Here is a 21,797-nt window from a genome sequence, read left to right as displayed (position 1 = left end):
GACGATGTTGTCTGGTCATGCTTATTGGGAATGTTTTAATATTTGATCATATCAAGCAAGTGTGATGCGCCATGATGCGTGTTTCGCTTGCTTTTTTTGTTGCTTTTTTACACTAAAAAAATAAATTTTGGTTAGGAGAACAAATAATGGGAAAAGCTCTTGTCATTGGCGCCGGCGGCGTAGCATCAGTAGCCATTCATAAATGTGTTCAAAACAGCGAAGTTTTCGAAGAAATCTGCATCGCGAGCCGTACAAAATCCAAATGCGACGAACTTAAAGCGAAATTGGACGGTGGCAAAACCAAAATTACGACAGCACAGGTCGATGCTGATAATGTCGATGAGCTAATCGCTCTTATTAACGAAGTCAAGCCGGATATCGTTATGAACCTGGCTTTGCCTTACCAGGATTTGACAATCATGGATGCTTGCCTGGCCACAAAAACGCACTATATGGATACAGCAAATTACGAGCCGGAAGATACGGCCAAATTCGAATATAGCTGGCAGTGGGAATACCGCGAGCGCTTTGAGAAAGCTGGGATCACGGCTCTTCTGGGCAGTGGATTCGATCCGGGCGTAACCGGCGTATTTTCCGCTTATGCGCTGAAGCATTATTTTGATGAAATTGAATATATCGACATTCTGGATTGCAACGGCGGCGATCACGGCTATCCTTTCGCAACCAACTTCAACCCTGAGATCAACATCCGTGAAGTGTCTGCCAACGGACGCTACTGGGAGAACGGGGAATGGATCGAAACGAAGCCGATGGAAATCAAGCGTGTGTATAACTTTGCTGAAGTTGGCGAAAAGGACATGTACCTGCTGTACCATGAGGAGCTGGAGTCCCTTGCGCAAAATATGCCTGGACTGAAGCGTATTCGCTTCTTCATGACCTTCGGCCCAAGCTATCTCATGCACCTGAAGGCTCTTGAGAATGTAGGAATGACTTCCATCGAACCGATCGAATATGAAGGAAAACAAATCATTCCGCTTCAATTTCTGAAGGCCATGCTCCCGGACCCGGCATCCCTTGGACCTCGCACGGTGGGCAAGACAAACATTGGCTGTATCTTCAAAGGAAAAAAAGACGGACAAGACAAGACTTACTATGTCTACAATATTTGTGACCACCAAGAGTGCTATAGGGAAGTGGGCTCCCAGGCTATCTCTTATACGACAGGCGTTCCTGCCATGATCGGCGCGGCCATGGTCTTGACCGGCAAATGGAATAAACCGGGCGTATTCAATATCGAGGAGTTCGATCCGGATCCATTCATGGAAGAGCTGAACAAATGGGGACTTCCATGGGTAGAGAACTTTAATCCGGTGCTTGTTGACGCTTTGCCAGAGGAAGCTAGGAAGCCGGAGCTCGTTCGCTAATATGCGGTTCGAGGAATTGCCGACGCCCTGCTTTGTAGTCGATGAAGCACTTATCGAGAAGAACCTGAACATCCTAAGCGGCATCATGCAGCGTACCGGAGCCAAGATCGTGCTGGCACAAAAAGCTTTTTCCATGACTGCCATGTATCCTCTTATTGGACAATACTTAAGCGGCACTACCGCGAGCGGTTTATTCGAAGCACGGTTGGGTTATGAGGAAATGGGCAAAGAAAACCACGTCTTTGCCCCTGCCTATCGTGAGGATGAAATCGACGATATTATATCTATTTGCGATCATATTATATTCAACTCCTTCTCCCAGCTGGAGAAGTATAAAGCTAAAGCTCTTGCAGCCGGTAGAAAAGTGGGGCTGCGCATCAATCCGGAATGCTCGACACAAGAGGGACATGAAATCTATGATCCATGTTCAACGGGATCACGATTCGGCGTGAGACGCGACGAGTTCCGTCCGGAACTGCTTGAAGGCGTCTCGGGACTGCACTTCCATACCCTGTGTCAGCAGAACTCGGACGATCTGGAGACAACGCTGAATGCGGTCGAAGACAAGTTCGGGCCATGGCTGGCTCAAATGGAATGGATCAACTTTGGCGGCGGTCACCATATTACAAGAGATGACTATGATATTCCGAGACTCGAAGCTTGCATTCAACGCATGCAGCATAACTATGGCTTGGAAGTCTATCTTGAACCCGGAGAAGCCATCGCGCTCAATGCGGGCTATATGGTCACCTCCGTACTGGATATCCATAGGAACGGCATCGAGATTGCTATCGTTGACACGTCGGCGACATGTCATATGCCGGATGTTCTGGAAATGCCGTATCGTCCGCCGCTCTTCGGTTCGGGCGAAGCCGGTGAGAAGCCATACACCTATCGGCTTGGCGGTCCAACCTGCCTTACGGGCGATGTAATCGGCGACTATTCCTTTGATCAGCCCTTGAAGAACGGCGACCGATTAGTGTTTGGGGATATGGCGATCTACTCCATGGTCAAGACCAACACCTTCAACGGCATGCCGCTGCCGGCCATCGCCGTGCAGGACAAAGACGGCAATTGCCGCGTCGTTCGCGAGTTCGGCTATCAGGATTTTAAGATGAGACTAGCTTAATGAATGAATAGAGCCTTAACCCTGCTTCACGAAGGGTTAAGGCTTTTTCAATTACCGTTGTCGCTTTCCCAATTCCCCGTAATTAACCGTCCTATCGGGACGGGCGAGACACTTCGAAAGCCGGCCTTTTTAATGATTTAGCTTGTTGAGTTAACCGGCACGTTATCATACTCCCGAAATCCCATCTCGTCAAGAGATAATGTGCGAATGAGCGGCAAAGCGGGGAAGCCCCCTAATTCTTTCGAAATCGGAATGAATGTCCGAGAATAAAGAGCGTTATCGCTTTTTCCAATTCATCCGGTTTCACGTAAAATTTTTACGAAAGACAGAAAAGGAGGGTCTGCATGCACAGAGTAATCAAAATCAGATTTACACTCTTTTACGGTGAAGCGATTGAAGCACAATGTTACGGGTACATGGAGTTGAATCAGGATGGCAATATGATCGCGCTCTTCAATAGACACGGCGAGGAAATAGACATGTATGGCGGACATGAATTTGTTAGAGTACGGACAGTTGGCAAATTCGATAACGAAGACCGTGATAATTTCTACTCCTTGTTAGAAAGCGATGGTGTAGGATAATCTGCACGCGAAAATTATTGTTTGTTGGAAATAACGCTATCAAGAAACTTATCAGCGTCGCGATTAAATTTCCAACCGACACCAAGTTTATCAACCAACATTCCGAAGCAGGAAGACCAAGGCATTTCCGATAAAGGCATGATAACATAACCGCCTACAGACAAATTAGAAAAGTAATTTTCCATTGTCTGTTTATCTTCAATAACGATACTAATCAGCATATTGTTGCCTTGAACCAACTCGCCTGTTACCTTCTTCATCGAAGGCAGAATATCCGACATCATTATTTTTCCACCGGCGAATTCTAACGATGACTCCATAATCATATTCAACTCATTTTCGGGCAAAGGGTAGTTTGGATCTTGTGGAAAATCCTTGAACTTGACTTGCTTTACTTTACTTGAATTCAGTGCTTCTGAATAAAACGCAATGACCTGCTCTGTATTCCCATCAAAGTTTAAATATGCAATAACGGACATGAAAAAACCTCCTTATTGTTATACATGAAGTATAAGCTATAATAGGTGACAGCTAGGCTGTCACCTATTATAGCTTTGTCGCCATTTATTTTTTATGCCTGAATCCGTTGGTTTGATCTTGCACCGAATCCTCCTCCCGTCAATCGCATCTCCGTGAGCTTTGCGCGCGGGATCGTCTCGTCTAGCCCCATCGCTCCAATATTTTTTCAATATACCGCATCACTTCCGAGGTCATCCCGTACACTCGGGGCGACTGTCCATCCTCTGGAACAATGTATTCCCAATACTTCTCAGCAAGTTGTTCATCGCCGTTAAATAACAATAAAGCATACTCGGTAATTCGCTTAGCCAGCTTTTGAGAGGCATTGGAATCCGGAGCTTCATGAATGTGATTGTGGATTTCTCTAAGGATGTCCGCCCACTCCATTTCGACAGGCCCCGTTTTGTTTATCGGCATAACCTCCAACTCTTCCGGTGAAAAAACTTCTCTTAGAAGGGCACCCCTGGAACGGTCCTTAGGTTGATCCAGTTCTTTAATAAAGTGCAGCATCTCTTCGAGATTAACCTGACCGGTAACCCGTATAGAATAGAGGGTAGAGAACAGCAGCTGTTCTACCTTTCTCAGATCTTCCTGTTGCTTTCTTACAATTGAGAGTTGTCCTTCCAACGATTGCGTCCATGCCGACACAGCATGATGAGAGGATTCATCAACCAAAGTTTCATTCTGATCAAGAATCACCGCGATCTCGCTCAGCTTAAATTTCATTTTTTTTAGAATTGCGATTTGTTGAAGTCTCAAAATATCCCGATCACCGTACAGCCTATATTGGTTATTCTCGTCCCGAATCGGATTAAGCAGCCCAAGCTTCTCATAATAATGCAATGTGCGAATTGATACTTTCGTCAGGTTCGATAACTGTCCGACGGTATACAACTTAACATCCATCCTTTTCACGGCTCGGCTATCTTCCGACCAGCCCTCTGCCAGAGGTAGAGGGCTCCTACGGTGAAGATTCCGCCCAATATCACCATCGTAAATAATATAAAAAGGTTACCCGTACCCTCATGCAGCTCAGAATACGTCAACAAACGCAGATCGTTCTGCGCAACCACAAATCTTGATATCTCCAAGTAACTAAGATGAAATCCTATAGATGCCCAAAGAGAACCTGTAAAGCGCAACAGCTGCAGTACCGTTCCGAAGGCCAGCAGCAGAACAACATAGTCTGCATTGATGTCAACTCCGGGCTCCATACCTACAAGCTGTTGCAGGAAATTTACCGTGACAGGCACCAGCACGAACAGAAGGATTTGCCCAACAAAAGCCAAGAAAGCAGAGAATTTCGCCCGCAAGCCACTATAGACCAAGCCGCGCATAGTCAATTCCTCAGGCAGCGCTTCGTATAAAAAAGCGAAACATATATTAAAAAGGATGCTGGAAAATAGCTCAAAGGATAGATGCCACTCCACAATGTCAATCCAGCCCAATTGACTGGCTATAATAAAACCGCAGACTACTAACAATAAAGGAAGCACCGCGCCACCCAACAAATGGAGCAGGCCGACTCTGGACAATGGCAGTATCTGCCTAAGTTGAATGCGGTAACGTCTTCGTATCCAGAATACCACAAGAACAACTATTGATGAGACAACTACGCCCCGGGTTATTGCTGAAGCCCAAATTGGGCCGCCTGCTTGCTCGACCTGTTGTCCTATCAAGGTCGCCGTAAAAAGGCCAATGACCATGGACACCCAGCCTAGAAATACGACGGTTAGCCCTTTACTAAATTGCACGTCCTTCATCTACAATCCCTCCTCCCCTCTGATTATAGACCCTCCAGTATACGTCAGGGTCAAGTCATGGACGAGAGATTCTTCGTGCATCTCGGGCGACAGATGTGCATACAGCATTTCTATCTCAACAAAAAAGCGAACTCGTCGCAATGCTCCCGAGTCCGCCTTTTTTTCAACTTAATTATGGATTATCTGATGACGACGTATTCCAAGTTAACCAGCTTGGCGTAGGTCACGATTTGGTCTGTCGTTAGGTTCAAGGAAACGACGGTATGATGGCCGCCGCCATTCTCGATCCAAGCCTTCACTCCATCCTGGAAGTTCGGCTTCACCGTCCACAGGACGCGAGCGACAGGAAGGTTAGGAGCCGGAACCGTCGGCTCGAATGCGGAAACCTCATTGATCAGCAATTTATAATGCGTGCCGAAGTCAGCCATGGATACGACGACGCCTTCACCGGCTTTGCCGTCGAACACCAGACGCGCCGGATCTTCGCGATCGCCGATTCCGAGCGGGGAAACAATGATTTTGGGCTTATTGCTTGCCAAGGACGGATCTACCTCTAGCATATGGGACTGCAGGATCGCTTCCTGACCGGCCGCCATCTCGTAGGTGTAATCCTCCATGAAGCCCGTGTTTTGATTGCGGCTCATCACTTTCAGCAAACGATCAAGCGCGGCCGTCTTCCAGTCGCCCTCGCCGGCAAAGCCGTAGCCCTGCGCCATCAGACGTTGGACGGCAAGACCAGGGAGCTGCTTCATTCCATGCAAATCCTCGAAGTTCGTCGTGAAAGCATTATAACCCCTCTCATCGAAGAAACGTTTGAGGGCGATCTCATAGCTTGCTTGAACTCTGACGCTGGCTTCCCAGGCTTCTTTGCTGTTCGTACCGTAATCGAATTCGTAGAGCTCCGCATACTGGCCCATCAGATCATCGATTTCTTGCTCTGCAACAGCATTCACGTATTGCACGAGGTCGCCGATGCCGTAATAGTCCACGGTCCATCCGAACTGAATTTGGGCCTCGACCTTGTCCCCTTCCGTTACGCCAACGTTGCGCATGTTGTCGCCGAAACGAGCCACTTTGATGTTGAAGCTTTCGTTATAGGCAACCGCTACGTCCATCCAATCCGCAATCTGCTGCTGCACGTCCGGACGTTCCCAGTAGCCTGCGACGATTTTATTTTGTTTCTTCAGACGGGCATTGATGAAGCCGTATTCGCGATCGCCGTGAGCAGCCTGATTCAGGTTCATGAAGTCCATGTCGATCGTTGCCCACGGAATGCTTTCATTGAACTGGGTCGCCAAGTGGAGCAGAGGCTTCTGCAGCAATTTCGTACCGCGAATCCACATTTTTGCAGGCGAGAACGTATGCATCCATGTGATGACACCCGCCACTTCGTCGCGATAGTTGACCTCTTTCATAATGCTTGTAATTTTATCCGCGCTGACAGCCAAGTCCTGCAAGACAAGCGGGTAAGGGAGCACGCCGCTAGTATTCAAGGCATCCGTCATCGTCTGCGCGTGAGCCTTTACCTCAGCCAGCGCTTCTTCCCCGTACAGATGCTGCGAACCTACGACGAACCAAAACTGTTTAGCTGCAGTTGTTGACATCTTGATCATCCTCTTTGCTGTATTTTTATAGGGCTGAGGCAATTACTTTTGCCCATAGTAGGCATCTTTTCCATGCTTTCGAAGATAGTGCTTATCCAGAATGCCCTGAGGCAGCTCTTTGGCAAAATGGTTCAATTGCCGCGCGTACAGATTCGTTTTGCACACTTCCTCTAGCACGACGCTGTTCTCGACCGCCGACTTCACGTCTTTCCCCCAAGTGAACGGCGCATGTCCCTGGAGCAGAATGGCCGGGATCGCCATGACATCCAATCCACGCTTCTCCAGCGTTTCGATAATAACGTGACCCGTCTCTGCTTCGTAACCGCGGTCAACCTCCTCTTGATTCAAGAACCGTGCGCAAGGCACGGAGCCATAGAAGGTGTCCGCATGCGTCGTTCCCATGACGGGTACATCCAGTCCCGCCTGCGCCCAGATGGTTGCCCAGGTCGAGTGAGTATGCACGATGCCGCCGATTTGCGGATAATGCTTGTACAACACAGCGTGAGTCGCGGTATCGGAGGAAGGTCTCATCTCTCCCTCGACCACCTTGCCGTCGAGATCGACAACGACCATGTCGCTCGGTTTCATCTTCTCATAGCTGACTCCGCTCGGCTTAATCACGAACAGGCCGCTTTCCCGATCGACGGCGCTCGCATTGCCCCAAGTGAATTTCACGAGTCCGTGCTTCGGCAAATCCAGATTCGCTTGGCACACCTCTTCTTTCAGTTGTTCTAACAATGTTAGTCCCTCCCGGTCTCTAGCAGATGGTCTACAGCGGCCTGTTCGATGGCAAGCCCTGCTTGGTATCGTTTGATGAATGCTTGGAACCCTTGGACATCCGCAGCATCTGGAGCAATCTCCTGTCCTTCGGCATCCTTGAATACTTTATGCTCTAGGAAGTCCTCCAGGCTCTCCCCTTGATCCTTGTTGGTCATGTATGAGGCCAGAAGCGCCATGCCCCATGCCCCGCCTTCGCCGGCCGTCGACATGACCGAGATCGGTACATTCAGCGCAGCGGCTAAAGCCCGTTGTCCGACGACAGGGGTTTTGAAGAGGCCGCCATGAGCCAAGATGCTGTCAATCGTCACCTGTTCATTTTCGGTCAAAATGTCCATGCCCAGCTTCAATGCTCCGAATGCAGTGAACAAGTGAGTACGCATGAAATTAGCCAGATTAAAGCTGCTTTCAGGCGAGCGAACGAACAACGGCCTGCCTTTGTCGATTCCCGTAATATTCTCGCCCGATAGATAGCCGTAGCTAAGCAAACCGCCGCCATCCGGGTCTGCCTCCAACGACTTATTCAACAGCACGCTGAACAATTTGCCGGAATCCACATGGAATCCCATCGCTTCAGAGAATTCCCGGAACAATCCTATCCAGGCGTTCAGATCACTGGAGCAGTTGTTGGCATGCACCATGCCGACCGGACTGCCGTCCGGCGTCGTGACCATATCGATCTCCGGATAAACGCTGGATAATTCTCTCTCCAATACAATCATTGCAAAAATTGAAGTGCCCACGGAGATGTTCCCCGTTCGCTTCCTAACGCTATTCGTCGCAACCATGCCTGTGCCGGCATCGCCTTCCGGAGGACATAGCGGAATGCCGCACTGCAGATTCCCGGCCGGGTCCAGAATGGCGGCTCCCGCCGCCGTTAGCTCGCCAGCCTGCTCGCCGGAGAGATACACTTCGGGAAGAAGCTCCTCCAGCTTCCACGGATAGCCTTTGGCCGCGATCAATGCATCGAATTGCTTGATCATCGTTGGATGATAATTATGGGTTGATTCATCTATAGGGAAGATGCCGGAAGCATCTCCGATGCCGATCACTTTATTGCCGGTCAGCAGCCAGTGGATATATCCAGCCAGCGTCGTTACGAAATCAATGCGAGGCACATGCTCCTCTTCGTTTAATATCGCTTGGTACAAATGGGCGATACTCCAGCGCTCGGGAATATTAAATTGGAATAGGTCTGTTAGTTCCCTTGCTGCCGCGCCGGTCGTTGCATTGCGCCATGTCCGAAACGGAACTAGCAGGTCGCCCGTACTGTCGAATGCCAGATAGCCGTGCATCATACCGGAGAATCCAATCGAACCGACAGTCCGGAGGGTGACTCCGTAATTCCGTTCCACCTCTTGCTTCATTTCACGATAAGCGGTTTGAAGACCTGTAATAATATCCTCCTGGTTGTACGTCCAACTTCCGTCCCTCAACAGATTCTCCCACTCAAAGCTTCCCGATGCGATGGTCTCGAAACGACGATCGATCAACACCGCTTTAATCCGCGTAGATCCGAATTCGATACCCAGCGAAGTTTCTCCCTTGGTTATCGCTTCTTTCAAGTCTACATGATCCATGATCACATATATCCCCTCTCCATTCGCGATCTCTTACTGACAGCCTTAGTATATTTTTTTGTACGTACATTTGTCAATATGTATTAATAGTTATACTTACATATTTAGCTATGCTGTCTTTGTTTGACTGTGCATTTTATTTTCCAGATAACAAGTGTGCAACTTGTATCTTTCAGATCACGAGCGATGTCATTATGTTTGCATTTCATGCAAATCATGCTAAAATGTGTACGTACAACTTTATCGAACAACGATGAAAGAAGTGGATTGCATGAAGCCAAAGTACCAGCTCATTATTGAAGATATCAAAAGCCATATCCTCTCTGGAACGTACAAAGCAGGCGAGAAAATCCCTTCGGAGTACGTTCTGCAGGAAAGCTATAACGTTAGCCGACAGACGGTTCGAAAGGCTATTCTGGAGTTATCAAATGAGGGGTTCCTGCGCAGCGAGCGGGGTTCCGGCACGTATGTCAGCAGCCACTATCGGTCCAAGTCGGGTGCAAAGACGATGAATAAAACGATCGGCGTCATCACAACCTATATCTCGGATTACATCTTTCCTTCCATCATCCGCGGCATTGAAAGCCGATTAAATGAAGATAACTATTCCTTGCTGTTAGCCAGTACAAATAATGATATCTCCCAGGAAAAAAAGGCGTTGGAAATGATGCTGTCCTACGGTGTGGATGGACTGATTATAGAGCCTACCAGAAGCAATGAATATAACCCCAATATCGCGTACTACCTGTCTTTTAAGGAGCAGGAGGTTCCGTTCGTGATGATCAATGCCTATTATGAAGAGTTGGAGGTTCCTTTCTTCTGTCTGGATGACGTGCAGTCCAGCTATATTGCCACCCGTGAGCTGATTGCCAAAGGACATACCCAGATCGGCATCATTGCGAAGATGGATGATTTGCAAGGGAAGTATAGAATGAAGGGGTTTATCAAGGCTCTGGGGGAAGCCAAATTACGGTTCCAGCAAGAGCATGTGCTTTCTTTCGATACATCGACCAAGCCGGACCTGTCCACTAACCTGGAAGTGTATCTGAACGACAATCGGGATGAATTGACTGCGCTTGTGTGCTACAACGACGAGGTAGGCTTGGAAATCGTACATGTGTGCAGAAAGCTGGGGATTTCCATTCCAGACGAGCTATCCATCATTGGTCAGGACAATTCACATATCGCCAAAAACGCGAATATCAGACTAACGACGCTAACGCACCCCCAAGAGCAAATGGGACGCGACGCAGCGGACTGGGTCATTAAAAATTTACAAGGCAAAAAAGACTTGCCCACCCACACCTACTATCAGCCCGTATTAATCGAGGGTGAAACAGTTAAAGCGCTCGAAGCGGAATAGTATAGGGTAAACTAAGCAGCGAAGGAGAGGCTATTGCAGCCTCTCCTCCAACTACTTTCTGGCGACTTTATAGCATTTGGTTTGCTGACTCTCCGTCATAAAGCCGCCACTTCTATTTAAGTTTGCTTAGCGTGGCTTACGTTCGCTTTGCGTGCTACATTGCAGAAGTACCTTATCAGCTTCCGGTGAACGGCAGGGAACAGGATAAAGAAAATATCCATTGTCCGCCGCAGCGGCATCGGACACACAATCGTTTGATTTCGCTCAAGCCCCTTTAACGCAATGCGCGCAAACTGCTCGGGGCTCATCATTTTCTTCTGCTGCAATTGTGCGGATATCATCTCTTTGTCCATGTTAATCCCTTCGCCGTTGGAGAAGATCGGCGTATTCACGAACGTAGGGCATAGCGCGCTTACCTTGACTCCGAACGCTTCCGCTTCGTAATGGAGAGAGGTCGTTAACCCGACAATGGCGTGTTTGGTTGTCGCGTAAGCTGCCGCCGTAGGCGATGGGCCCAGCCCTGCTACAGATGCCGTATTGGCAATAGAACCGAAACCTTGCTTTTTCATTAACGGATAAGCCGCCTGAGTGCCGTGGATGACACCCCAAAGATTGATGTTGACGATTCTCTCCCAATGCTCTATCGACATATCGTATAGCTCGCCATACATCGCGATCCCCGCATTGTTAAACATATAGTCCAATCGGCCATGTTCTTTATATACACTGTTGACCACAGCGTCTACCTGAGCGGCATGCGTAACATCCAATCTGACAAATTGCGCTCTGCCACCGTTTTCTTCAATATTGCTAACCGTCTGTTTACCGCCCGATTCATCGATATCAGCAACTACGACAAATACATGCTTGCCCGCCAACTGGCTGCAAATCGCTCTGCCAATCCCCGAAGCGCCGCCCGTTACTATCGCTACCTGGCACGAAGTTCCCATGATATACACGTCCCTATCGATTGTTATGTTGTACAATTAGAATAATTAGTACGATCGTTCTAATCTGATCAAATTAAAATTTGTGCTATTTAACAATTCCTCCAAGAAAGATCGTCACGCTTTGTTGAAACATACGGTGCAGCGTTTCGTAGTCCATTGTAAACAAATGTAAACATAACGCTCCCAACCAATTTCCGAAGAGAAATGTCGTAGCCTGCAAATCCTCAATCGCAAATTCACCGGTACTGATTCCATGTTGGAAAATGGCCATGTAGGCTTGCATAGGCGTTTCCACAAGGTTATACAATTGCTTAACAGTTACCGGATCGGTCGCCGGGTTCGTCACCAATTCTTGCATGACCTTGAGCAGCGGCGTTCTATAATTATCCATCACAAACGTCGCCACTGCATATAATTTTGCTGCTGCCGTCGCATAGTTCGGTGAAAGCGCGTCCCATTTCTCAGCCCATACCCGCATCGCATCCTGAGCTATACTTATGAATAGCTTTTCCTTGTTCTCAAAATGATAATAGACATGACCTTTACTGAAACCGGATTCCTTGGATATATTTGAAACCGACGTTCCTGCAAAGCCTTTTTGCGAAAAAAGTTGCGCCGCTTTCTCCGCGATGATCTTTCTCGTTTGATCGCTATCGTAGTGTCGCTTCATAGGGCTTCATCCTTCTTATTGAACGATCGTTCTATTCCCAGAATAAAGGATTGGAGGCTCATTTACAATGAAATATACCGCTGTTCACATATTATCCAAATTCTAAGAGTCGCCATCCTCAACGTACCTCGTCAATGACCTAAAGTTATTTTTTCAGGTTTGCTCGCATAAGAGAAGCGATCTTTGGTTCGTCCCCGTTCTGAATCCGTTCCAGTTGTTTAATGACAAGCTCTTGCCTTTGTATGGAATGGTTTTGACTTAGCTTCACTTTCCCCTCAATCTTATTTATTCTTATTTTGAATCCTTGAATCCCTTTATTCATTCCAGCAATAAAGTCAGCGTCTACATCTTGCAATCTATATGAACTGTCAGGGCTTTCATACTTCAATACCATTTCATGCAAGGAATCCACTAACTCCTTTCCATCATCAATAAGTTCGACTTCTCCGTATACATGAACAGTCACATAATTCCATGTTGGTACTGCTTTATTTGTTTCATACCATGAAGGAGAGATGTAGCAATGCGGACCATGAAAAATGGCTAAGACAACTTGATTGCTAATATCCTTCCACTGAGGATTCGGACGTGCAAAATGCCCATATAAATATTGGTTCTCCTTATCCAAAATTAAAGGTAAATGAGTGGCAACGGGCACTTCATCTTGTTGTGAAATCAGTGTTGCGAAGCTATGTTCTTTGATAATGTCGTACGCGACTTTTATTTCTTCAATATGAAAATGTGATGGGATATACATCTGTTTCTCCTCCTCGTTTGCTCTTACTGAGAAATGTTACATAAGTGTTTTGGTCATTATAAAGTCTATTTGTTCTTCATCACCCATATAAAAAGAGTGAACTCCTGTTTGAACAAATTCCTTTTTCTTATAAAAAGCAATCGCATTTTCGTTTTTTTCCCAAACGCCTAGCCAGATTTTCTTTTTATTGCGTTCCAAAGCTATTTCCATAGCTTGATTGAGCAGATATTTACCAAGTCCGTGCTTTTGAAATTGTTTCTTGATATAAATTCTCTCGATTTCAAGTGACTCCTCACCCATGTCCTCAGACTGAGCATCACTGGTGTTCACCTTTAAATATCCAGCAATTTCACTATTATAATAAACAAAAAAGAATTGCGAAGCAGTACTGAATAATTCTTCCTCTAATTGTTTTAAGCTAAATGCTCTTTCCAAGTAGGCTTTCATATTTTCAGGTGAATTATTATGCTTAAATGTCTCATTAAAGGTTTCAATACTAATTTCTTGGAGTAAGCCTAGATCTTCAAATGTGCACTTTTTTATATTTTTAGTCATTTTATTTGTCCTCCTTTTACAAATGAGTACCAAGGTAAATGAGTCTTGCCGGTTTCAACTTTAATACTGTTGCGTTAGCTAACTAGCTTCAAGCCCACTGCAGATCCGAGCACCATAGCAATAAACAAAATTCTCAACATATTTCTTGGTTCCCCATAAAAGATCATTCCAAGAATTGCTCCACCGGATGCACCTATACCTGTCCAAACTGCATATGCTGTTCCCATCGGGAGAGTTTTCATTGCCAGTGACAAGAATACAAAGCTTAATCCGAATCCTGCAAATAATAAGAGAAATGATGTAACGTTACGGTCTTTGTTCAACTTATTTATCATGAGAACACCGAACATTTCAAATATACCGGCTAAAATAAGATATACCCAATCCATTAGTTACGCCACCTCCTTTGTTTTCTCTTTGCTTAACATTTTCAGCCCAATAACACCCAATAACAGCGTTCCGATGAGCACCATCTTGCCTATTTGAACAGGAGCGCCGAACAAAATGATTTCTGCTAATACTGTACCAGCTGTACCTAAGCCAACAAAAACAGCATAAACAGTCCCTACAGGAAGTGAACGAGAAGCCATAATCATTAATGTGAAACTTACAATAATAGCAATTGCTGTAGCTCCCCATTCCAAAAACCCATTTGCATGCTTTAATCCAATGACCCATCCCACCTCAAATAAAGCGGCAACAATGACTGATAACCATGTTTTGTTCATTTCTTTTCACACTCCTTTAAGATTACGCTGCACTCAGTATCTCCAAATACAGCAAAAATAAAAAAGCCTGGGAAACAAACTGTCGTTAACAGTTTATCTCCCGGGCTTTTATCCCTCCGTGACACAACCTACTTACCCGTTGTGAGTTATCTCTCGGACCAGCCGATTCATCAATCGCGGAACCCTAGATAACATTTTTATTTCGAATTTCATTATTATATTTCATTAATATTATACACACCTCTTTTTATTTATCAACCCTTATCCCGCCTGACGCTATATAAAAGACTCCCTTGTGCAGATTTAGCATCGTAGCTTTCACTTTCAATTCAATTTTCCGCTTCATTACTACTTGTGAACTTGGCGGAGTCAAATAACTCACGAAGATAATCTCTGCGCCCGTGCAAAATCCGATGGATAATCACAGTTTCTTTGATCACACGATAGAATACAAGATATGGATTCACTACAATGAAGCGATAACCTCTTTGTATAAGCGAATAATCATCCTCTGCTAAAACCGCACCCATTTCGGGAAAGTCTGCCAAGCTCGAAATCTGACGATCTAGCTTTTGCAGCAAATGTCCCGCAGCAGAAAGATCATCCTTGGATATGACTTTATTCTGACAATATTATTTCATTAAACTAACCGATACTGCCAGCCTTCGCTAAACACCCGATACACCTGCACGACGAGCACCCATCTCAGCAGCTGATGCGGATACGTAATCCGCTCAAACGACAGCTTCTTGTCGGCGGACTATGACCCTCATGAAGAAGCCGAAAAAGACGCTGGACCGACAGCGTCATCCATCCTTTTCCACAAAATTCCGCCCCACGGAGTAATATTCATCCTTATTCACGGCATCGTCCAGCCACTTCATCAGCTTCACCCCGCCCTGTTCGGCTTTGTAGAAATGATTTACTGGGGAGAGTGTATGTGGGGTCCTGCCCGTCTTCTCGTTAAGACCGTAATCAGTGATGTAATAATAGTAGCCTGGCAATTGTTCAGTTAGCTCTCCGGCAGATTGCAGCATGCGGGCCGACCAGCGATGCACATACTCGCCATCGTCCGAAACATCATCATTCAGATCCTTTTCAAAATCGAACAACAGCTCATCATAAAGCGTATTGGACTGCAAAAGCACCGCATTGTCCGGGAGCAGCTTGCGGTTCGCCGCGAATACGGACGAAATCAAATCGCCGTGGATTTCATAACCAAAGGTTGCTGCAACGTTGGCCTTCCATTCGTTATCGATAATAGCCGGCCAGCGGTCGGCATTTAAGTAGGAGCCGTCCGAATATTGATAAATGCGGGCATCCGGGTAGCGTTTCGCAATCTCAGGCGCCCAGAAAGCAGCTCCGAATCCTCCGGCGCTTTCTCCCGCAATGAGGATCTTGTCCGGCGCAGCGAAATGGGTTGCAATCCATTCCAATGCTGCGCTCGTATTGGCTTGACCGTTGTAACGCATTGTAAACGGCTTGCCTTTGGCGTCCGTATATTCCTTGTATGCATTCCCGATATGCAGATCACCAGTAGTGTAAGGGATATATACAATATTCCAATCCTTGAACGGATTGTCAGGATTATTGTTTTTCAACAGGCCGCCAAGCGTACTTACTTTAAAGAATGGAATGTTCGGAAAGTAATATTTGATCTCACCGTTCTTCATTACATTACTCAGACTGATCGGCTGGGCGGCAGTCATCGCATTCCAGGCCACACCGCCCCCCGAAAAATAAATGATCAATTTATTTTCAGCAGCTGCTCCCTTATTGGCAAGCAAATAGTATTCTGAACCGTCGGATGAAATGACTTGTGCATCCTGGTCAAGCTTGATTTTATTCCAGACATAGCGCTCCGCAGCAGCCCAATTATCCGGTTCAGCAGGCTTTTCAAGAATGAAGAAATAAACATAACCCACTAAAACACCCAAAACAAGTACAATTCCGCCTACCGCAGTCAGGAGAATCTTGTTGATTCTTTTCATTATTTTCTTATTTGCCACAGAAAGACCGTCCTTCCAATGCGGTTTTAAGTTGTACGTACTTGCCTTATGATTTCAATATATTGCAGGTCCCCATATCCAAGTGTCGAGAATACAGCCATCAGCTGATGTACCAATTCAGACTCTGATAGATGGGCGTGATTTTTAATATATTTCTTTACGCTGTTTTCCTCAGCTAACATACTTAAATGCAGCTCAATTGCTTGATACATGACGGGTAACAATTCCATAGTTGGTTTCTGCTGGTTTAGTAATACTTCTTCATATATTTTTTGATAATTACCTAACAAAAGTTCCGTCTGACTCACTTTAAATTCATCATCTCGAAAGCTATTTAAAAACACTCTACCCTTGTATGTAATCTGCTCCAAATAAGCTAATAGTGTTAATAGATTCATTTGGCAAAATACATCTTCTCCAAACCATAACACCATGTAATTATATTGATTTTGAAATAGGGGTTCTAACGGCTTTATGACTATTTGTATATAACTTTCTACTGCATTCTGATGTCCTTCTGCACGCAACCGAATAAAATGATCATCAAATATTTGTTTTGAAGTTGGATGCACACACATCGCTTCATTAAATGGGACATAATCCGAGTTGCCCATCATTTTATTGGAATGAAACTCATCATACATCATTTGCCCATTAAAAATATTTAAAACATCCTCATCAAATAACTCACCATTTCTATTTTGCAATTGTTCTACTTCTTTTATAAAACTCACTCTATTCACATCCCTATTGTGCTCAAGTGTAAGCTTAGCAAATGATTGAACGGGCCCTTGATTAATTTGAAATTCACCCGGACTGACTCCAAATACGGATTTAAAAGCTCTACTATATGCTTCTTGTGAGGAATAACCATATTCAAAAGCAATATCAATCACCTTTTGACCAATTACTAAATCCTCAGTCGATAAATATAGTTTTCTAAGTAAAACATATCTCCGAATACTTATTCCTGTTGCTTGATGAAATTTAAATGAACAATAATAAGGAGAATACCCCATATATTTTGCTAATTCATCTAATAAAAATGTTTTACTTAAATGCTCTTCTATCCATTCAATCATGGACTGTATATAATCATTCATTTCCTTCACCCCACTCACATTATAGATTGAAAAATTTACATTCGTTTGATAGTTGTTGTGATTTCTCTACCCAATCATTCTGTATCATAAAAATACGTGAAGTAACAAAACCACCAAGAACATTGTTACTCCAATGCTCCTGGTGGTTTCCTGTTTTCGGACACTTCCGTTCAGCCCAGCGGAGTAGAGCGGGGCAACCGGATTCACGCTATTAGAAATCCAGGTCAGCTATCCAGCAAACGCTATTTAGAATGAGCCGTTGGATAGCTTCCGGCTTGAAAGAATCTGCCGTGTGACCCGGATGCAAATAGACGACCTTACCTAAACCATACTTGTGTTCCCACGCAGATGGCCATCTCTTTCCGTTATATTCGTATTCGAGAAATACGGTACGGGGTGTGAACGTATCGAATTCAAACTGATACGGCTCCTCCTCGACCGTAAAATCCTCCACTCCTTCTAGTAATGGATGCACATTCATTGCTCGATAAAAATGAACCGTTTGAAAAGGTGGATGTGCAACAAATTTGGCTCCGATTACCTGCAGCAATTCATAACTGCGCGCCAATGAAATGCCGTTATGAATGGCAAGCAGTCCACCTCCGTCTGCAATGAATTTCAGCAAACCGGCAGTTTGCTCGGATGTAAGCGTAATATCGCGAGTCCCGATATCCGCATAAGAGATACAGGCCGCATAATTACTGGTACTAAGCGTCGATAAGTCATCATAATTTTGTGTCACGGTCAATTGAAATTTTCCTTCTAGGATCTTTTCCAGCTCTTCCCGAACTGGTTGGAGTGGATGCCAACCTCCTGAATGATCATCACCAATTAACAAAATTTGTGTTCCAGACATTGCATTCAGCTCCTCACAGATACTCGCCCCAAAGTTTAGTAATTATCAATTATGCAGCAGTTTATGAGAGGAAGTAGCCGCATCGCATCGAAAAGCAGAGCACATTCAAACAGATTTTCACAAATGGTTACCGGTGCCCATTCCCGCCGATACGGAAAAATAATTCATCTGAACTGTCGAGATCGATTTGGATTTGGGTTCTTCCATCCTGTTGTCGGACACGTCGTCCTGAATTTCATCCGAGCAGTCCCGCCGGTACTTTCCCTTCTCCAATTTCATGTCGATAAAATCGACAACCTGCTGCAGAGAGGCGATTTGGCTGACGATATTTTCCCGGTGGCTCCTGAGGAGCTCCACCAGTTCGGGATATTCCGCGGGATCAGCATCAGTGGAGACCGCCAAGAAAGGCCGCATTTCATCCAGCGGCATCCCCGTTTTTTTCATACAAGACAGCAGTTGGATTGTATCGATGTCCTCCTGCCGGTAAATGCGGTGCCCGTTATCCTTCCGTTCAGCCCGGGGGAGTAGAGCGATCTTTTCGTAATAACGAATCGTATCTTCAGAAATTCCGGTTTCCTTGGCGGTTTGCTTTATCGTAAACGTTTGCTCTTCCTTCATCCTGTTCCCTCCCAGAGACTATTTTTTATGCATTATACATCTTGGTGCTGGCTCCAAGTCAAGTCCCTTACCCTTTGGACAGAACTTGGTTTTTCAGTATTGACTTGGAGTCGACTCCAAGTTATAGAGTGAGCATTATCAGGAGAAATTTTCGTTATTAGGAGGAGACATGCAATGAATAAGGGACAACGTGACAATATCGCCGCGATTACGGGCGCAAGCGCAGGGATCGGGTTGGCATTAACCCGGAAATTGCTGTCGGAAAACTGGCAAGTGGTTGCTTTGAACCGTTCCGACTTTCCGCCGGACGATAGTATAATCCAGGAAGCAGTCCAGAGGGGATGGCTTCGCATTTATAAAACGGATGATCTTGCCGATTATGCCGCCTTGAGACGGGCTTTGGAAGAAATCAAACATAAGGAGCAGCGGATCGATATTTTGTTCAACAACGCCGGAGGATCCTTTTCCAAGCTAAGCTATTCGAAACAAGAACGCGAGTATCATTATGAGCTGATGACAGTCGTTCCGTATATCATTCTGATGGAATTGAAGGAGCTCATAAAAAGCGGTCGCTTAAAAACGGTGATCAACACCTCATCTTCAGCTCTAAAATTTACGAAAGAGTTTACTATCGCAAACCTGGAGCGCCCCAAAACCTTTCGCAAGCTGCTTGGCCCTTATGCCGCCTCCAAGTTAGCGCTCTCGCTGTGGACTCAGTCCATCGCGCCGCAGCTTGCCAAGGATGATATCAAGATCCGCAGCGTTGACCCGGGTGGCAACAACACGCTAAGAAAAGGGGGGAAATCCGGACTGCCCCTAGTGGTTACCCTGTTGATGAAGCTGTTTTTCTCTCCGCCAACCCACGGCGCCAGCAGGCTATATGAAGGTGCTCTCGGGCAACACCGGAATGAAACCGGCGTGTTTTTGCTGAAAGATCAGGTTGCGGAATTAAAATTCAAAGATCAAGCGCGGAACGTTTTGGAAAGGATTCATGCGATTTACGAACACGAATTTTGTTTGTCACCCTAAAGCTCTGTACTTGATGTTCGCCGTTCAGCTTATCGGGGCTATCGGCGTTACACGAATAGTCTCCCGCCTGTATTTCTCAACTTTATAACAGAGTCGGGGGATATTCAATGTTTACTTTCCGCGCCCCAGCAAGCGTTTAATGCGAAAAAGTTAGCCGTTGCTTATGATCAGGTTCACCGCGCTGTCTATAACGGCAAGTTTATTATTTCACCTGTTTGGAGAAACTAAAAGACAGCAATCCGAAAACTTGTTCAGGATTTTTTTGGAAACTTCCCTTGCGCGGGCTAAAATGATTCGCTATAATCGTTGTAATCAAGTGTTGAAGGTGAATGAACCCATGAAAAGAAACCAACTGAGTCAACTTCATCATCACAAACAGCGTTAGCACACCTGTAAAAATTCAGGGTGGGCTAACGCTTCTCGCGTTGGCCTCCCTGCGGCATATGAAGCGCGCAGGACCAAGAGGTCCGGCGCGTTTTTTATTTTACCAAAAAGAAGGGAATGATTGTTGTGCAAAATGTAAAAGGTACCTATGATTTCTTTGGAACGGAACAAGCGCTTAGAAAAAAAGTTCAAACCACACTTCAGGAAATCTTTGAACTGTATGATTTTGATTCAATGGATTGCACTATATTGAACGAACTTGACCTTTTGACATCTAAGTATGCTGGTGGCGATGATATACTTAAGGAAATGTATCAACTAACGGACCAAGGTTCGCGGAAACTTGGACTTCGATATGATCTGACTATTCCTTTTGCAAAGGTGATCGCTTTAAATCCCGGTATTGAATTTCCTTACAAAAGATATGAGATGGGGAAGGTTTTTCGGGATGGACCTGTTAAACGAGGTCGTCTGCGTGAATTTTTACAGTGTGATGTTGATGTGGTTGGAATTGCGGGCCCTGAAGCAGAAGCTGAGTTAATGCAGTTGGCAGTTGAGGTTTTCAAGAGGCTGGAGATTCCGATTACACTTAGGTGGAACAACAGACGTTTTTTGAGTGAAGTACTTGAATCAATTGGCGTTCCATCGGCTGAGTTCCTTTCAGTCATGTTGACTCTAGACAAAATTGAGAAAATCGGAAATGTCGGGGTAATAAAAGAACTCGTTAGTAAAGGGCTAGATCCTCAAGTAACCGATGCAATAAATGAGCTAATTCAATTGGATAACCCAACATTCGAGAACGTAGCTAGAAAATATGCAATCCAAGAAAGCCTCGGTGCACAAGAAGCTCAGTCCCTTCAGGATATCATACAGAAATTAGGATTGGAGCAGGTATGTCAGTTTGACCCCTTTCTGTCGCGTGGGTTATCGTTCTATACAGGAACAGTTTATGAGATCTTTGATGCTTCCAAATCGTTTAGTTCTAGCTTAGGCGGCGGCGGACGATACGATGCCATAATTGGACAGTTAGTCGGTAGAGATGATATTCAATTTCCAACAGTGGGAATTTCTTTTGGAATGGAATCCATAATGGAGATGCTTGAGAATCGCCCAATTCAAACACAAGGCACTCTAGTTACTGTCATCCCTATCGGAGATACTAATACAGAAGTCCTTAAATCAGCAGCAATGCTAAGGGCTAGTGGTATTCGTACAAGTATAGATACAAGTAAAAGGAAATTAAAAAAATCACTTGCAACAGCCTCTACTAAAGGAATTCGATACGTCATGCTAATAGGAGAAAATGAAGAAAGTCTTGGAAAGGTACGGCTGAAAGATATGATCGAGATGACTGAAATGGTGTTAACCATTCAGGAAGCCATTAGCGTAATATCTTCCACAAGACCGCAAAGTTCCAATTATTGAATATATATT

General features: G+C 45.4%; 24 protein-coding genes and 1 riboswitch. Of the genes, 6 read left to right on the top strand and 18 right to left on the bottom strand.

Annotated elements, in window-relative coordinates; translation table 11 throughout:
* The first annotated feature begins 146 nt into the window (after positions 1-146).
* The 3 genes from L6H65_RS07960 to L6H65_RS07950 all read left to right on the top strand — a co-directional run bounded on the left by L6H65_RS07960 (position 147) and on the right by L6H65_RS07950 (position 3,098).
* Complete coding sequence (locus tag L6H65_RS07960) at positions 147-1,385, top strand: saccharopine dehydrogenase family protein (RefSeq protein WP_236339966.1); 1,239 nt, start codon at positions 147-149, stop codon at positions 1,383-1,385.
* Between the two features lies 1 nt (position 1,386).
* Positions 1,387-2,514, top strand: a complete 1,128-nt coding sequence (gene nspC, locus L6H65_RS07955) for a carboxynorspermidine decarboxylase (RefSeq protein ID WP_236339965.1) — start codon at positions 1,387-1,389, stop codon at positions 2,512-2,514.
* 344 nt (positions 2,515-2,858) lie between these two features.
* On the top strand, positions 2,859-3,098 hold the full coding sequence (locus L6H65_RS07950; protein WP_236339964.1) for a hypothetical protein: 240 nt from the start codon (positions 2,859-2,861) through the stop codon (positions 3,096-3,098).
* Between the two features lie 14 nt (positions 3,099-3,112).
* On the opposite strand, the gene L6H65_RS07945 is transcribed toward L6H65_RS07950, so the two are convergent.
* From L6H65_RS07945 to L6H65_RS07920, 6 genes are all read right to left on the bottom strand, one after another.
* Positions 3,113-3,577 carry a VOC family protein gene (locus L6H65_RS07945; protein ID WP_236339963.1) on the bottom strand — a complete coding sequence of 155 codons (465 nt, stop codon included), beginning with the start codon at positions 3,575-3,577 and terminating at the stop codon, positions 3,113-3,115.
* A 181-nt stretch (positions 3,578-3,758) separates the two neighbouring features.
* A complete protein-coding gene (locus tag L6H65_RS07940) occupies positions 3,759-4,523 on the bottom strand; it encodes a MerR family transcriptional regulator (RefSeq protein WP_236339962.1) in 765 nt (254 codons plus the stop codon).
* A 5-nt stretch (positions 4,524-4,528) separates the two neighbouring features.
* Positions 4,529-5,380 carry a CPBP family glutamic-type intramembrane protease gene (locus L6H65_RS07935; RefSeq protein WP_236339961.1) on the bottom strand — a complete coding sequence of 284 codons (852 nt, stop codon included), beginning with the start codon at positions 5,378-5,380 and terminating at the stop codon, positions 4,529-4,531.
* 179 nt (positions 5,381-5,559) lie between these two features.
* Entirely contained in the window at positions 5,560-6,984 is a 1,425-nt protein-coding gene (gene araA, locus L6H65_RS07930; RefSeq protein ID WP_236339960.1) for an L-arabinose isomerase, read from the bottom strand.
* A gap of 42 nt (positions 6,985-7,026) precedes the next feature.
* Positions 7,027-7,722, bottom strand: coding sequence for an L-ribulose-5-phosphate 4-epimerase (locus L6H65_RS07925; protein WP_236339959.1), 696 nt, complete (start codon positions 7,720-7,722; stop codon positions 7,027-7,029).
* Positions 7,723-7,724: 2 nt separating this feature from the next.
* Positions 7,725-9,341, bottom strand: coding sequence for a xylulokinase (locus L6H65_RS07920; protein WP_236339958.1), 1,617 nt, complete (start codon positions 9,339-9,341; stop codon positions 7,725-7,727).
* A 271-nt stretch (positions 9,342-9,612) separates the two neighbouring features.
* Between L6H65_RS07920 and L6H65_RS07915 the strand changes: the two genes are divergently transcribed.
* Positions 9,613-10,704, top strand: coding sequence for a GntR family transcriptional regulator (locus tag L6H65_RS07915; RefSeq protein WP_236339957.1), 1,092 nt, complete (start codon positions 9,613-9,615; stop codon positions 10,702-10,704).
* Between the two features lie 116 nt (positions 10,705-10,820).
* Here the strand turns inward: L6H65_RS07915 and L6H65_RS07910 are convergent, their stop codons facing one another.
* The 12 genes from L6H65_RS07910 to L6H65_RS07855 all read right to left on the bottom strand — a co-directional run bounded on the left by L6H65_RS07910 (position 10,821) and on the right by L6H65_RS07855 (position 18,950).
* Positions 10,821-11,654, bottom strand: a complete 834-nt coding sequence (locus tag L6H65_RS07910) for an SDR family NAD(P)-dependent oxidoreductase (RefSeq protein ID WP_236339956.1) — start codon at positions 11,652-11,654, stop codon at positions 10,821-10,823.
* Positions 11,655-11,739: 85 nt separating this feature from the next.
* Positions 11,740-12,324, bottom strand: a complete 585-nt coding sequence (locus L6H65_RS07905) for a TetR/AcrR family transcriptional regulator (protein ID WP_236339955.1) — start codon at positions 12,322-12,324, stop codon at positions 11,740-11,742.
* A gap of 145 nt (positions 12,325-12,469) precedes the next feature.
* A complete protein-coding gene (locus L6H65_RS07900) occupies positions 12,470-13,081 on the bottom strand; it encodes an FMN-binding negative transcriptional regulator (RefSeq protein WP_236339954.1) in 612 nt (203 codons plus the stop codon).
* A 36-nt stretch (positions 13,082-13,117) separates the two neighbouring features.
* Positions 13,118-13,636 carry a spermidine/spermine N(1)-acetyltransferase gene (paiA, locus tag L6H65_RS07895; protein WP_236339953.1) on the bottom strand — a complete coding sequence of 173 codons (519 nt, stop codon included), beginning with the start codon at positions 13,634-13,636 and terminating at the stop codon, positions 13,118-13,120.
* A gap of 74 nt (positions 13,637-13,710) precedes the next feature.
* Positions 13,711-14,025 (bottom strand): DMT family transporter, encoded by a 315-nt coding sequence (locus L6H65_RS07890; protein WP_236339952.1) that lies wholly within the window; start codon positions 14,023-14,025, stop codon positions 13,711-13,713.
* A gap of 3 nt (positions 14,026-14,028) precedes the next feature.
* The gene (locus L6H65_RS07885) at positions 14,029-14,364 is read right to left on the bottom strand and encodes a DMT family transporter (RefSeq protein WP_236339951.1); all 336 of its coding nucleotides are present in this window, start codon (positions 14,362-14,364) and stop codon (positions 14,029-14,031) included.
* Between the two features lie 95 nt (positions 14,365-14,459).
* A riboswitch (guanidine-I (ykkC/yxkD leader) is annotated at positions 14,460-14,563 on the bottom strand.
* Between the two features lie 130 nt (positions 14,564-14,693).
* The gene (locus tag L6H65_RS07880) at positions 14,694-14,978 is read right to left on the bottom strand and encodes a type II toxin-antitoxin system RelE/ParE family toxin (protein WP_290370342.1); all 285 of its coding nucleotides are present in this window, start codon (positions 14,976-14,978) and stop codon (positions 14,694-14,696) included.
* 26 nt (positions 14,979-15,004) lie between these two features.
* Positions 15,005-15,109 (bottom strand): 23S rRNA (pseudouridine(1915)-N(3))-methyltransferase RlmH, encoded by a 105-nt coding sequence (locus L6H65_RS07875; RefSeq protein WP_290370341.1) that lies wholly within the window; start codon positions 15,107-15,109, stop codon positions 15,005-15,007.
* Positions 15,110-15,170: 61 nt separating this feature from the next.
* Positions 15,171-16,373 carry a pectin acetylesterase-family hydrolase gene (locus L6H65_RS07870; protein WP_236339950.1) on the bottom strand — a complete coding sequence of 401 codons (1,203 nt, stop codon included), beginning with the start codon at positions 16,371-16,373 and terminating at the stop codon, positions 15,171-15,173.
* A gap of 26 nt (positions 16,374-16,399) precedes the next feature.
* On the bottom strand, positions 16,400-17,476 hold the full coding sequence (locus tag L6H65_RS07865) for a helix-turn-helix transcriptional regulator (RefSeq protein ID WP_236339949.1): 1,077 nt from the start codon (positions 17,474-17,476) through the stop codon (positions 16,400-16,402).
* A gap of 211 nt (positions 17,477-17,687) precedes the next feature.
* Positions 17,688-18,332: a ThuA domain-containing protein gene (locus tag L6H65_RS07860; protein ID WP_236339948.1), complete on the bottom strand. Its 645-nt coding sequence runs from the start codon at positions 18,330-18,332 to the stop codon at positions 17,688-17,690.
* Between the two features lie 117 nt (positions 18,333-18,449).
* Entirely contained in the window at positions 18,450-18,950 is a 501-nt protein-coding gene (locus tag L6H65_RS07855; RefSeq protein WP_236339947.1) for a MerR family transcriptional regulator, read from the bottom strand.
* A gap of 174 nt (positions 18,951-19,124) precedes the next feature.
* Here L6H65_RS07855 and L6H65_RS07850 point away from each other — a divergent pair, with 174 nt between their 5' ends.
* Complete coding sequence (locus tag L6H65_RS07850) at positions 19,125-19,979, top strand: SDR family NAD(P)-dependent oxidoreductase (RefSeq protein ID WP_236339946.1); 855 nt, start codon at positions 19,125-19,127, stop codon at positions 19,977-19,979.
* 510 nt (positions 19,980-20,489) lie between these two features.
* Positions 20,490-21,788, top strand: a complete 1,299-nt coding sequence (locus L6H65_RS07845) for a histidine--tRNA ligase (protein ID WP_236339945.1) — start codon at positions 20,490-20,492, stop codon at positions 21,786-21,788.
* Positions 21,789-21,797: the final 9 nt, after the last annotated feature.

This window comes from Paenibacillus plantiphilus (genome assembly GCF_927798095.1).
GTDB classification, from domain to species: domain Bacteria; phylum Bacillota; class Bacilli; order Paenibacillales; family Paenibacillaceae; genus Paenibacillus_Z; species Paenibacillus_Z plantiphilus.
Note: the sequence above shows the minus strand (reverse complement) of the source record. Positions and strands in the feature narration are given on the sequence as shown.